General features: G+C 57.9%; 1 protein-coding gene. It reads right to left on the minus strand.

Annotated features, from left to right (window positions below; all coding sequences use genetic code 11):
- Nucleotides 1-61: 61 nt before the first annotated feature.
- On the minus strand, nucleotides 62-15,229 hold the full coding sequence (locus K0P33_RS01845) for a retention module-containing protein (RefSeq protein ID WP_242153742.1): 15,168 nt from the start codon (nucleotides 15,227-15,229) through the stop codon (nucleotides 62-64).
- Between the last annotated feature and the right edge of the window lie 123 nt (nucleotides 15,230-15,352).

Genomic DNA, 15,352 nt, shown 5'->3' on the forward strand with positions numbered 1-15,352 from the left:
GGCCAGCAACGTATCACCTAAGCAAATCGGCCGCCCCTGGGGGCGGCCGATAAACTGAAGCTTAGGCGGTGTGGTCGATCTTGATGGTTGGGTCGGCACCACTGATCAGCGAGTTGATGCTGGTGTGGGACCAATCGTTGCCTTCCAGCTTGATCGTCACATCGGCATTGGCCAGGCCGCCAGCGGCGTTGAGCTTGCCTTCAGTGCTGACTTGCAAGGTCGACACGCCGTCTACCGTGGTGATCTTGAGGTAGTTGTCGATGGTGCTGTCGGTCTCACCTCTCAACAGATCCTTCAGATCGATCCGGTCACCTTCCGATGCCTTGAAGTCCTTGATCACATCGTTGCCGATGTCACCCGCCTTCCACACGAAGGTGTCGGCACCCGAACCGCCGATCAGGATGTCGTTGCCCTGGCCACCGATCAAGGTGTCGTTGCCGGTGCCGCCCAGCAGGATGTCATTGCCTTTGCCGCCGTCCAGGGTGTCGTTACCGCCCTGGCCGAACAGGATGTCATCGCCTGCACCGCCCAACAGCGTGTCGTTACCGTCCTTGGCGCCGGACACGTCGAAGTCCGCGTAGTGCTCGGTGACGTACTGGTGCACGTTCGAGGCGGTCACGGCTGTGACGGCTACACCGGTTTTCTGTGCAACAAAGGCCTGCAGCGCGTTGTAACCCTCACCGGCAATCCCGCTGAAGCTCACCAGGTCGCCGAAGATGATGTCGTTGCCGTCGCCACCGCTGATGGTGTCAGAGCCTGGCAGCGTCGCCTCGCTGTGACCGAGGATGGCGTTGGCCAAGTCCTTCGGATCGATGTTGCTTTGTGGCTTGCCATCACTGTCGTACGGTGCCAACTGACTCAGGCTGACCCCGCTGTTGAGGCCGATGGCTTCTACACCACCGGTGGACAGGCCTTTGAGCAGTGCGAACGCGCTGTTGGAGTTGGTGGTGGTGGAGTAGTCGGTATCGTACCCGAGGCCGCCTTGTACCGATATTTCATAGGTGCCATCCCCTTGGGCGTGGATGATTCCCTTGTTGTACGACCCGCCGTAGGACCAGAGGGTTACCTTACCGACAGAGTTGATATCAAGGTAATTATTCGAATCGATGTTGATCCGGGTGGCTGTACCTATGGTGTAGTTGTTCATGGTGACGACATCATCGAGCCTGACGTTGCCGTACAAGTACGGGTTGGTCTGCTCGGACGCCTGGTAAAACGTCGGCTGACCATCGGTGATGAAGTACGTGGTGTTGATTGCGCCAGTGTTGCCAGTCGCCTGGGCACTTTGGAAGAAGTTGGATGCAGACTTGAACACGTCTTCGTAGTTGGTGCCGCCGGTCGACACCATCTTATCCAGGACTTTCTGCAGCGCATCCAGTGCACCTGGGTCTTTCAGGTTGACTGTAACTGTGCGATTGACCTGGTCACTGAAGTCCGCCAGGAAGACGTTCACGGTGCCAGAGGTGCTGGAGCCGACACTGTTTTTCAGTGAGTTGAACACGGTGGTCAGCGAGGCTTTCGCCGCCGCTACCGAGTCCGAACCCATACTGCCCGACGTATCGATCATGAACGCAATGTTGTAGTTCTTGCCCTGCACCACGTTCAAGCCGGCGATGTCGGCCACGACGATGTCGTTGCCATCGGTGCCATTGATGGTGTCACTGCCCGAGGTGCCGGTTACCGGGTTGTAGGTCGCCGGGTGCACCGTGACTGGCAATTGCGCGGTAGTAGTCGCCGAACCGCCGATGCTTTCGGTGGAGGTCGAGGTAACCGTCAGGTTGAACTGGCCGCTGTAGTAGGTCGGCGGCTTAATGGTGAGGGTGCTCAGGTCCCAGCCGTTCACGTTGACTTCGCCTACGGTTTTGGTCGCGGTGAAGGTGTGCCCGGAAGCGTCCGTGAGTACCGAGCCCGCTGGTATGCCGCTGATCTTCACGCTCAGGGTTTCCGAGCCGTCGGTATCGGTCAGCGCAGTGGTGACCTTGGACAGCTTCACGGTGCCGTTTTCCTGGCCTTCGTTGAGCTTGTAGCCCACGTAGTAACCGTCACCGTTGCTGCCATGCAGGTCGGACACGGTTACGCCGGCGTTGGTCAGGTCGGTGATGCCGGTGTACAGCGGCACGCCGCTGGTGCTCAAGTCTGTGGCCGGGGCGCCGTTGACCGACAGGTTGACGTCATAGCTGCCTGGGCCGGCCTGGTTGGCGTGGTAGATTTCAAGGCTGTAGTAACCGCTCACCGTCGGGGTGATCGAGCCGCTGAACTTGCCGCTGTTGGTGCCCCACTGCGCGCTGGCCACGTCTTTGCCGCCGACGTTGATCACCAGGCTGTCATCGCCGGTACCGCTGAAGGTGTAGGTCTTGCCGGCTTCCATATACATCAGCCCGGAGATCTTCGAACCCGCGCCTGCGGCGACGTTTTCGGTGGACTCGACGTTGGTGACGACGCCGCTGCTGTTCGGCGTGCCGGCCTTATCAATAGCGTTTTTCAGGTCGGTCGCTGACGCGCCGTTACCGTTAGAGCCAATGCCTGCAATGCTGTTCCAGCTTTGCTTGAGCAAGCCGATCGAGTTGACGTTGTTGTCGGCCACATTCAGGGTCGGTGCGTCGGCCACTGGGGTGATATCGACTTTCACCGTGGCGCTGGTGCCAAAGTCCTTGCCATCTGTTGGCTGGAACTTGAACTGTGCGTAATCGGCTTGCTTGTTGCCGATACCGTTGCCGCCATAACCATCGGCGCCGGACTCGTTGGCGTTTGGCATGAAGCGCAACTGGCCGCCGTCGATCTGGGCTTTGGTGAAGGTCTGGCCGGCAGTCACGTTAGTCCAGGTGGTGCCGTCTGTCGCCAGGTATTGCAGCTTGCCGGCAATGGGCAGGTCGGTGATTTTCACCGCCAGGCTGGCTGGTGGTGAGTCCACGTCGGTCACGCCGAAGTTAGCCCAGGTCAGGGCCAGCGGGGTGTCTTCGGTGCCGGTCACAGCACTGCCGGTCGCCACAGGCGCATCGTTGACCGCCACTACGTTGACCGTGGTGGTGGCGACGTTGGAGTAGTTGCCGCCGTCAGTCACGGTCACGGTGATGGTCCGCGGCGTGGTGCTCGGGTCGTGGCTGCTGTTGGTGAACGTGATGTTCTTGATCTGCTGCATGTAGTCAGCCAGCGACGCCGTGCCAGTCAGGGTCAGGGTGATCTTGCCGGTGGCAGGGTCTGTCGCCGAGGCCACGGTGATGCCGGTGACGCTGCTGAAATTCAGCGCGTCGCCCTGCTGGGTGTTGGTCAAGACCACGGTGGCGCCGGTCAGTTGAGTGCTGTCCGGGTCAGTAATCTTGATGTCGGTGTCAGCAATCGACACGCCCGTGCCGCCTTCGGTGAATGAGGTCTTGTAGTCGGCACCGGTGGCGCCACTGGAGTTGTTGGCATCCAGGTCGATGACCGGTGGTGCATCGTTGTCGATGATATCGGTGCTGACGCTGCCATTGCCGACCACCAGGTTCTCGAAGTTGCCCCCGGTGGTCTTGTCGATGGTGATGACGATTTTTTCCGTCGGCTCGGTAATCTTGTCGTCGAGGGTGCGGATATCAAACGGTACGCTGCTGGAGCCGGCCGGGATCTTCACGGTGTACACGCCATTGAAGTCCGAACCGTCGGTAGCGGTGCCGCTGTACTTGAGCGTTACGGTCACGTCGGTTTGCGCTGGGTTGCTCAGCGTCAGGGTGTAGTGCGCCGTGCCGCCTTCCGTCACCGACGCGTCGCCGGTGATGCTGATGGTGGTGTTGGTGACCACATCGGTGACCTTGGTGGTCACGGTGCTGCCGTCGACAATCAAGTGCTCGTACTTGTCGCCGCCGCTGACCACGTTGGTGATCTTGGTGCTGACATCGTTGGCACCGACATACACGTCGTTAGGCGCGGTGGCAGTGGTGGTGCTGCTGGACTTGCCGTTGCCGATGGTGATGGTCGAGCCGTTATCCAGCTTCACCACCAGGTCGGAACCGACGTTGTTCACCGCTGCACCGTTCTTGTCGACCAGGGACGCGGTGTAGACGATCTGACCGCCTTCACTCACCGAACCGGTGGCCTTGAGCACCACGGTCACATCATCGATGGTGTCGTTGATGGTGGTGGTCGCGCCGCCTGGAGTGACAGTCACACCCTCGAAGTTACCGCCGGTAGTGCCGGTGATCTTGACGGTCTGGGTGCTCTTGTCGATGAACACGTCATCGCTAGGCGCTGGGACAGTCACTGTACCCACGGTCGCGCCTTGCTTGATGGTGATGCTCGAACCGTTATCGAGTTGGACCACCATGTCGCTGCCGGCCTTGTTGCTCAAGGTGGCGGTATAGGTGATCTGGCCACCTTCGTTGACGGCCGTTGGGGCAGTCAGCGTGACACTGGTGAGATCGGTGGTGCCCGGGGTGTCCGTGACCGTGGTGTTAACCGGCGTGGTACCTGGCACCAGGTTTTCGAAATGCGCGCCGCCCGTCACGTTAGTGATCGCGGTGGTGACGGTCTGGTCGCCTTTGTAGACGTCGTTCGGTGCTACGACGGTGACGGTACCGCTGGACTGGTTCACACCGATGGTGATGGTTTTGCCGTTATCCAGGGTGACGGTCAGCGGGCTGGTGATGTTGGTCACCAGGGCGCCGTTTTTATCCACAAGGCTGGCGGTGTAAACGATGTTGCCGCCTTCGCCGATAGTGGTGGTCGCGGTCAGTACGACATCGACCTTGTCGATGGTGTCATTGATCGTCGTGGTTGCGCCGTTGCCTGCAACTTCCAGTTTCTCGAAGTTGCCGCCAGCGGTGTCGGTGATCTTGACGGTCTGAGTGCTCTTATCGATGAACACGTCATCGCTAGGCGCTGGGACAGTCACAGTGCCGACGGTATCGCCTGCCTTGATGGTGATGGTCGAGCCGTTGTCGAGTTTCAGCGTTACGTCAGTGCCCGCTTTATTGGAAAGCGTAGCGGTGTACGTAATCTGGCCACCCTCGTTCACTGCGCTCGGCGCGGTCAGCGTGACGGTAGTGGTATCAGCAGTACTCGGTGTATCGGTAACGGTAGTGTTAACCGGGGTAGTGCCTGGCACCAGGTTTTCAAAGTGCTCGCCGCCAGTCACGCCTTTGATGGCGGTAGTGACGGTTTGATCGCCCTTGTACACGTCGTTTGGCGCAACAGCCGTGACGGTACCGCTGGACTGGTTCACACCGATGGTGATGGTTTTGCCGTTATCCAGGGTGACGGTCAGCGGGCTGGTGATGTTGGTCACCAGGGCGCCGTTTTTATCCACAAGGCTGGCGGTGTAAACGATGTTGCCGCCTTCGCCGATAGTGGTGGTCGCGGTCAGTACGACATCGACCTTGTCGATGGTGTCATTGATCGTCGTGGTGGCGCCGTTGCCTGCAACTTCCAGTTTCTCGAAGTTGCCGCCAGCGGTGTCGGTGATCTTGACGGTCTGAGTGCTCTTATCGATGAACACGTCATCGCTAGGCGCTGGGACAGTCACAGTGCCGACGGTGTCGCCCGCCTTGATGGTGATGGTCGAGCCGTTGTCGAGTTTCAGCGTTACGTCGGTGCCCGCTTTATTGGAAAGCGTAGCGGTGTACGTAATCTCACCGCCCTCGTTAACTGCGCCAGGGGCGGTCAGCGTAACGGTGGTGGTGTTATCAGTACCTGGTGTGTCAGTCACAGTCGTGGTGACTTTATCGGTCCCTGGAACCAGCATTTCGAAATGCTCGCCGCCGGTTACACCTTTGATAGCGGTGGTGACGGTTTGATCACCTTTGTAGACATCATCAGGAGCTACAACCGTGACATTGCCGCTGGACTGGTTCACACCGATGGTGATGGTTTTACCGTTATCCAGAGTGACGGTCAGCGGGTTGGTGATGTTAGTCACCGGCGCGCCGTTTTTATCCACAAGGCTGGCGGTGTAAACGATGTTGCCGCCTTCGCCGATAGTGGTGGTCGCGGTCAGTACGACATCGACCTTGTCGATGGTGTCATTGATCGTCGTGGTGGCGCCGTTGCCTGCAACTTCCAGTTTCTCGAAGTTGCCGCCAGTAGTGTCAGTGATCTTGACCGTCTGAGTGCTCTTATCGATGAACACGTCATCGCTTGGCGCCGGAACAGTCACGGTGCCGACGGTATCGCCCGCCTTAATGGTGATGCTCGAGCCATTATCCAACTTGAGGGTGACGTCGGTGCCGGCCTTGTTGCTCAATGTCGCGGTGTAGGTGATCTGGCCACCCTCGTTCACTGCGCTCGGCGCGGTCAGCGTAACGGTGGTGGTGTTATCAGTACCTGGTGTGTCAGTCACAGTCGTGGTGACTTTATCGGTCCCAGGAACCAGATTTTCGAAATGCTCGCCGCCGGTTACACCTTTGATAGCGGTGGTGACGGTTTGATCGCCTTTGTACACATCATCTGGAGCTACAACCGTGACGTTGCCGCTGGACTGGTTCACACCGATGGTGATGGTTTTACCGTTATCCAGAGTGACGGTCAGCGGGTTGGTGATGTTAGTCACCGGCGTGCCGTTTTTATCCACAAGGCTGGCGGTGTAAACGATATTGCCGCCTTCGCCAACAGTGGTGGTCGCGGTCAGTACGACATCGACCTTGTCGATAGTGTCGTTGATCGTCGTGGTCGCACCATTGCCCGCGACTTCGAGTTTTTCGAAGTTGCCGCCAGCGGTGTCGGTGATCTTGACCGTCTGAGTGCTTTTATCGATGAACACGTCATCGCTAGGCGCTGGGACAGTCACAGTGCCGACGGTGTCGCCCGCCTTGATGGTGATGGTCGAGCCGTTGTCGAGTTTCAGCGTTACGTCGGTGCCCGCTTTATTGGAAAGCGTAGCGGTGTACGTAATCTCACCGCCCTCGTTAACTGCGCCAGGGGCGGTCAGCGTAACGGTGGTGGTGTTATCGGTGCCCGGAGTATCCGTGACGGTGGTGTTAACCGGCGTGGTGCCAGGTACTAAGTTTTCAAAGTGCTCGCCGCCGGTTACACCTTTGATAGCGGTGGTAACGGTTTGGTCGCCTTTGTAGACATCATCAGGAGCTACAACCGTGACGTTGCCGCTGGACTGGTTCACACCGATGGTGATGGTTTTACCGTTATCCAGAGTGACGGTCAGCGGGTTGGTGATGTTAGTCACCGGCGTGCCGTTTTTATCCACAAGGCTGGCGGTGTAGACGATGTTGCCGCCTTCGCCAACAGTGGTGGTCGCGGTCAGTACGACATCGACCTTGTCGATAGTGTCGTTGATCGTCGTGGTCGCACCATTGCCCGCGACTTCGAGTTTTTCGAAGTTGCCGCCAGCGGTGTCGGTGATCTTGACCGTCTGAGTGCTTTTATCGATGAACACGTCATCGCTAGGCGCTGGGACAGTCACAGTGCCGACGGTGTCGCCCGCCTTGATGGTGATGGTCGAGCCGTTGTCGAGTTTCAGCGTTACGTCGGTGCCCGCTTTATTGGAAAGCGTAGCGGTGTACGTAATCTCACCGCCCTCGTTAACTGCGCCAGGGGCGGTCAGCGTAACGGTGGTGGTGTTATCGGTGCCCGGAGTATCCGTGACGGTGGTGTTAACCGGCGTGGTGCCAGGTACTAAGTTTTCAAAGTGCTCGCCGCCGGTTACACCTTTGATAGCGGTGGTAACGGTTTGGTCGCCTTTGTAGACATCATCAGGAGCTACAACCGTGACGTTGCCGCTGGACTGGTTCACACCGATGGTGATGGTTTTACCGTTATCCAGAGTGACGGTCAGCGGGTTGGTGATGTTAGTCACCGGCGTGCCGTTTTTATCCACAAGGCTGGCGGTGTAGACGATGTTGCCGCCTTCGCCAACAGTGGTGGTCGCGGTCAGTACGACATCGACCTTGTCGATAGTGTCGTTGATCGTCGTGGTCGCACCATTGCCCGCGACTTCGAGTTTTTCGAAGTTGCCGCCAGCGGTGTCGGTGATCTTGACCGTCTGAGTGCTTTTATCGATGAACACGTCATCGCTAGGCGCTGGGACAGTCACAGTGCCGACGGTGTCGCCCGCCTTGATGGTGATGGTCGAGCCGTTGTCGAGTTTCAGCGTTACGTCGGTGCCCGCTTTATTGGAAAGCGTAGCGGTGTACGTAATCTCACCGCCCTCGTTAACTGCGCCAGGGGCGGTCAGCGTAACGGTGGTGGTGTTATCGGTGCCCGGAGTATCCGTGACGGTGGTGTTAACCGGCGTGGTGCCAGGTACTAAGTTTTCAAAGTGCTCGCCGCCGGTTACACCTTTGATAGCGGTGGTAACGGTTTGGTCGCCTTTGTAGACATCATCAGGAGCTACAACCGTGACGTTGCCGCTGGACTGGTTCACACCGATGGTGATGGTTTTACCGTTATCCAGAGTGACGGTCAGCGGGTTGGTGATGTTAGTCACCGGCGTGCCGTTTTTATCCACAAGGCTGGCGGTGTAGACGATGTTGCCGCCTTCGCCAACAGTGGTGGTGGCGGTCAGGACGACATCGACCTTGTCGATAGTGTCGTTGATCGTCGTGGTCGCACCATTGCCCGCGACTTCGAGTTTTTCGAAGTTGCCGCCAGTAGTGTCGGTGATCTTGACCGTCTGAGTGCTTTTATCGATGAACACGTCATCGCTTGGCGCTGGCACAGTCACAGTGCCGACGGTATCGCCCGCCTTGATGGTGATGGTCGAGCCGTTGTCGAGTTTCAGCGTTACGTCGGTGCCCGCTTTATTGGAAAGCGTAGCGGTGTACGTAATCTCACCGCCCTCGTTAACTGCGCCAGGGGCGGTCAGCGTAACGGTGGTGGTGTTATCAGTACCTGGTGTGTCAGTCACAGTCGTGGTGACTTTATCGGTCCCAGGAACCAGATTTTCGAAATGCTCGCCGCCAGTCACGCCTTTGATGGCCGTGGTAACGGTTTGATCGCCTTTGTAGACATCATCAGGAGCTACAACCGTGACATTGCCGCTGGACTGGTTCACACCGATGGTGATGGTTTTACCGTTATCCAGAGTGACGGTCAGCGGGTTGGTGATGTTAGTCACCGGCGCGCCGTTTTTATCCACAAGGCTGGCGGTGTAAACGATGTTGCCGCCTTCGCCGATAGTGGTGGTCGCGGTCAGTACGACATCAACCTTGTCGATGGTGTCATTGATCGTGGTAGTTGCGCCGTTGCCTGCAACTTCCAGTTTCTCGAAGTTGCCGCCGGTAGTGTCAGTGATCTTGACGGTCTGAGTGCTCTTATCGATGAACACGTCATCGCTAGGCGCTGGGACAGTCACGGTGCCGACGGTGTCGCCCGCCTTAATGGTGATGCTCGAGCCATTATCCAACTTGAGGGTGACGTCAGTGCCCGCCTTGTTGCTCAAGGTCGCGGTGTAGGTGATCTGGCCACCTTCGCTGACCTCAGTCGGAGCAGTCAGAGTTACCGTCGTGGTGTTGTCTGTGCCTGGTGTGTCGGTGACGGTGGTGTTAACCGGCGTGGTGCCTGGCACCAGGTTTTCAAAGTGCTCGCCGCCAGTCACGCCTTTGATGGCCGTGGTAACGGTTTGATCACCTTTATAGACATCATCAGGAGCTACAACCGTGACGTTGCCGCTGGACTGGTTCACACCGATGGTGATGGTTTTACCGTTATCCAGAGTGACGGTCAGCGGGTTGGTGATGTTAGTCACCGGCGCGCCGTTTTTATCCACAAGGCTGGCGGTATAAACGATGTTGCCGCCTTCACCAATAGTGGTGGTCGCGGTCAGGACGACATCGACTTTGTCGATGGTGTCGTTGATCGTGGTAGTCGCGCCATCGCCTGCAACTTCCAATTTCTCGAAGTTACCGCCAGCGGTGTCGGTGATCTTGACCGTCTGAGTGCTCTTATCGATGAACACGTCATCGCTTGGCGCTGGGACAGTCACGGTGCCGACGGTGTCGCCCGCCTTAATGGTGATGCTCGAGCCATTATCCAACTTGAGGGTGACGTCGGTGCCGGCCTTGTTGCTCAAGGTCGCGGTGTAGGTGATCTGGCCACCTTCGCTAACCTCAGTCGGAGCAGTCAGGGTAACGGTCGTGGTGTTATCAGTACCTGGTGTGTCAGTCACAGTCGTGGTGACTTTATCGGTCCCAGGAACCAGATTTTCGAAATGCTCGCCGCCAGTCACGCCTTTGATGGCCGTGGTAACGGTTTGATCGCCTTTGTAGACATCATCAGGAGCTACAACCGTGACGTTGCCGCTGGACTGGTTCACACCAATGGTGATGGTTTTACCGTTATCCAGAGTGACGGTCAGCGGGTTGGTGATGTTAGTCACCGGCGTGCCGTTTTTATCCACAAGGCTGGCGGTGTAAACGATGTTGCCGCCTTCGCCAACGGTGGTGGTCGCGGTCAGTACGACATCAACCTTGTCGATGGTGTCATTGATCGTGGTGGTGGCGCCGTTGCCTGCAACTTCCAGTTTCTCGAAGTTGCCGCCAGCGGTGTCGGTGATTTTGACGGTCTGGGTGCTCTTGTCGATGAACACGTCATCGCTAGGCGCCGGAACAGTCACCGTGCCGACGGTATCGCCAGCCTTGATGGTAATGGTCGAACCATTATCGAGTTTCAGAGTAACGTCAGTGCCCGCTTTGTTAGAAAGCGTAGCGGTGTACGTAATCTCACCGCCCTCGTTAACTGCGCCAGGGGCGGTCAGCGTAACGGTGGTGGTGTTATCGGTGCTCGGAGTATCAGTCACAGTTGTGGTGACTTTATCGGTCCCAGGAACCAGATTTTCGAAATGCTCGCCGCCGGTTACACCTTTGATAGCGGTGGTAACGGTTTGATCGCCTTTATAGACATCATCAGGAGCTACGACCGTGACGGTGCCGCTCGACTGATTAACGCCGATGGTGATTGTTTGGCCGTTATCCAGTGTCACGGTCAACGGGTTGGTGATGTTGGTCACCGCGTTACCCGACTTGTCGACCAGCGAAGCGGTGTAAACGATGTTGCCGCCTTCGCCGATAGTGTTGGTCGCGGTCAGAACCACATCAACTTTGTCGATGGTGTCGTTAATCGTCGTGGTCGCACCATTGCCCGCAACTTCCAACTTCTCGAAGTTGCCGCCAGTAGTGTCAGTGATCTTGACCGTCTGGGTGCTCTTGTCGATGAACACGTCATCGCTAGGCGCCGGAACAGTCACCGTGCCGACGGTATCGCCAGCCTTGATGGTGATGGTCGAGCCGTTGTCGAGTTTCAGAGTAACGTCAGTGCCCGCTTTGTTAGAAAGCGTAGCGGTATACGTAATCTCACCGCCCTCGTTAACTGCGCCAGGGGCGGTCAGCGTAACGGTGGTGGTGTTATCGGTGCTCGGAGTATCAGTCACAGTTGTGGTGACTTTATCGGTCCCAGGAACCAGATTTTCGAAATGCTCGCCGCCGGTTACACCTTTGATAGCGGTGGTGACGGTTTGATCGCCTTTGTAGACATCATCAGGAGCTACGACCGTGACGTTGCCGCTCGACTGATTAACGCCGATGGTGATTGTTTGGCCGTTATCCAGTGTCACGGTCAACGGGTTGGTGATGTTGGTCACCGCGTTACCCGACTTGTCGACCAGCGAAGCGGTGTAAACGATGTTGCCGCCTTCGCCGATAGTGTTGGTCGCGGTCAGAACCACATCAACTTTGTCGATGGTGTCGTTAATCGTCGTGGTCGCACCATTGCCCGCAACTTCCAACTTCTCGAAGTTGCCGCCAGCGGTGTCGGTGATCTTGACCGTCTGAGTGCTCTTATCGATGAACACGTCATCGCTAGGTGCTGGGACAGTAACGGTCCCGACGGTGTCGCCCGCCTTGATGGTGATGGTCGAGCCATTATCGAGTTTCAGAGTGACGTCAGTGCCCGCTTTGTTAGAAAGCGTAGCGGTGTACGTAATCTCACCGCCCTCGTTAACTGCGCCAGGGGCGGTCAGCGTAACGGTGGTGGTGTTATCGGTGCTCGGAGTATCAGTCACAGTTGTGGTGACTTTATCGGTCCCTGGAACCAGATTTTCAAAGTGCTCGCCGCCGGTTACACCTTTGATAGCGGTGGTAACGGTTTGATCGCCTTTATAGACATCATCAGGAGCTACGACCGTGACGGTGCCGCTCGACTGATTAACGCCGATGGTGATTGTTTGGCCGTTATCCAGTGTCACGGTCAACGGGTTGGTGATGTTGGTCACCGCGTTACCCGACTTGTCGACCAGCGAAGCGGTGTAAATGATGTTGCCGCCTTCGCCGATAGTGTTGGTCGCGGTCAGAACCACATCAACTTTGTCGATGGTGTCGTTAATCGTCGTGGTCGCACCATTGCCCGCAACTTCCAACTTCTCGAAGTTGCCGCCAGCGGTGTCGGTGATCTTGACCGTCTGAGTGCTCTTATCGATGAACACGTCATCGCTAGGTGCTGGGACAGTAACGGTCCCGACGGTGTCGCCCGCCTTGATGGTGATGGTCGAGCCATTATCGAGTTTCAGAGTGACGTCAGTGCCCGCTTTGTTAGAAAGCGTAGCGGTGTACGTAATCTCACCGCCCTCGTTAACTGCGCCAGGGGCGGTCAGCGTAACGGTGGTGGTGTTATCGGTGCTCGGAGTATCAGTCACAGTTGTGGTGACTTTATCGGTCCCTGGAACCAGATTTTCAAAGTGCTCGCCGCCGGTTACACCTTTGATAGCGGTGGTAACGGTTTGATCGCCTTTATAGACATCATCAGGAGCTACGACCGTGACGGTGCCGCTCGACTGATTAACGCCGATGGTGATTGTTTGGCCGTTATCCAGTGTCACGGTCAACGGGTTGGTGATGTTGGTCACCGCGTTACCCGACTTGTCGACCAGCGAAGCGGTGTAAATGATGTTGCCGCCTTCGCCGATAGTGTTGGTCGCGGTCAGAACCACATCAACTTTGTCGATGGTGTCGTTAATCGTCGTGGTCGCACCATTGCCCGCAACTTCCAACTTCTCGAAGTTGCCGCCAGTAGTGTCAGTGATCTTGACCGTCTGGGTGCTCTTGTCGATGAACACGTCATCACTAGGCGCCGGAACAGTCACCGTGCCGACGGTATCGCCAGCCTTGATGGTAATGGTCGAACCATTATCGAGTTTCAGAGTGACGTCAGTGCCCGCTTTGTTAGAAAGCGTAGCGGTGTACGTAATCTGACCACCTTCGTTCGCCTCGGTGGGCGCGGTCAGCGTCACGGTTGTGGTGTCGATCGAATCTGTGATGGTGGTGACCGCTGGTGTCGTGCTCGGCACCAGGTTTTCGAAGTTGCCGCCCGTCGCGCCCGTAATAGTGGTGCTGACAGTGCTGCCGTTGACGTAGACATCGTTCGGCGGGGTGTCGACGACTACGGTGCCGACCGACTCACCCGCTTTGATCGTGATCACCGAGCCATTGCTCAAGGTGACAGTCACTGGCGTCTGCGCTGGGTTGGTCAACGTGGCGGTGTAGGTGATCTGGCCACCTTCGGTCACGGTCTCACCGGCCGTCAACGTGACTGTAGTGGTGTCGATCGAATCAACAATGGTGGTGACCGCAGGCGTGGTGCTCGGCACCAAGTTCTCAAAGTTACCGCCGGTTGCACCGGTAATTGTGGTGCTGACGGTAGAACCGTTGTTGTAAACATCGTTAGCCGGCGTCTCCACGACTACAGTGCCAACCGACTCGCCTGCCTTGATGGTGATCACCGAGCCATTGCTCAAAGTGACAGTCACTGGCGTCTGCGCCGGGTTGGTCAAGGTGGCGGTGTAGGTGATCTGGCCGCCTTCGGTCACGGTCTCGCCTGCGGTCAGCGTGACCGTGGTGGTGTCGATCGAGTCCGTAATCGTGGTGACCGCAGGCGTAGTGCTCGGTACCAGATTTTCAAAGTTACCGCCGGTCGCACCGGTAATGGTGGTCGTGACGGTCGAACCGTTGTTGTAGACGTCGTTAGCCGGCGTATCCACGACTACGGTGCCAACCGACTCACCGGCCTTGATGGTGATCACCGAGCCATTGCTCAAAGTGACAGTCACCGGAGTCTGCGCGGGGTTGGTTAAGGTCGCGGTGTAAGTAATCTGCCCGCCTTCAGTCACGGTCTGGCCAGCAGTCAGCGTGACAGTCGTGGTGTCGATCGAGTCCGTAATCGTAGTAACCGCAGGCGTAGTGCTCGGTACCAGATTTTCAAAGTTGCCGCCGGTCGCGCCAGTAATGGTGGTCGAGACGGTCGAACCATTGTTGTAAACGTCGTTAGCCGGGGTATCCACGACCACCGTGCCGACGGACTCGCCGGCCTTGATGGTAATCACCGAGCCATTGCTCAAGGTGACAGTCACCGGCGTTTGCGCCGGGTTGGTCAAGGTGGCGGTGTAGGTGATCTGGCCGCCTTCAGTCACCGTCTCACCCGCCGTCAGCGTGACGGTGGTGGTGTCGATGGTGTCGGTAATCTGCGTCACGGCCGGGTTAGGGTCGATGGTCAGCACCAGGTTGTTGCCGCCGGTGGTGCCGGTGACGGTGACGCTGATCTGGCTTGGGTCGATGTACGGGCTGTCATTTGGCGCCAGCGGTACATTGACGGTGCCGGTCGTCTGGCCGGCAGGGATAGTGATCACCGCACCGTTGGACAGGGTGATGCTCAGGTTGCTGGACGGCGCCTGGGTCACAGTGGCGGTGTAGGTCAGTACGCCGCCCGCCTCGGTGATGGTCGGGGTCGCGCTCAGGGTCAGGGTCGAGGGCTGCAACACCAGGTTGCCTGTTTCGCTGGAGCCTTGGGCGCCCGTGAGTTGAGTTTGCGTCGAGGTGCCCTGGCCAAGCGGGCCGGTCGGGAAGCCGATGGTTGGGTCGACGCGGCCGGCGGTCGCGTCCAGCACTACGAAGCTGTGGCCGCCGCCCGCCGCGCCGGTACCCGTAGCGTTGGCGCCTGCGGCAGTGGCTTCCAGGTCGGTGGTCGGGTCGGCGCCGGCGGCGATGGCTTGCTGCAGCTCGGCAACCGAAGGCGCGGCTTGCTCGGTGGCGGCGGCCAAGTCGAGGCTGGAGTCCGGCAGATCGGCGCTCCACTGAGTATCCCGACCCAAGTCCAGCGTGCGGCCATCGGCCAGTTCAAGGCTGACCGCGCCGGACATGCCAGTGTCTATCTGGTCACCCGCGAACAGGCGGTCGCCTTCAACCAGAACGCGGCGCGCCCCCTCCGGAGAAATAACGAAAACTTGACCAACAATGCTTTTGACGATGGCAACAACACTGCTCATTAAAATTTTCTCCGGTGTTCCGTTCTGATGAAATCCATGTGGCAGCCCAAGTTAGGACGCCAGATAGGAGGGGCGTAGTCTATGATGTTAATGACGTCAAATAATTGGCTAGATTTTTTAGCA

Origin of the sequence: Pseudomonas sp. ArH3a (assembly GCF_022648765.1) — a bacterium.
GTDB lineage: Bacteria > Pseudomonadota > Gammaproteobacteria > Pseudomonadales > Pseudomonadaceae > Aquipseudomonas.

Bases quoted from the DNA above. Each gene is read 5' to 3' on its own strand.
- K0P33_RS01845 (WP_242153742.1), bottom strand. From the start codon at position 15,229: ATGAGCAGTGTTGTTGCCATCGTCAAAAGCATTGTTGGTCAAGTTTTC.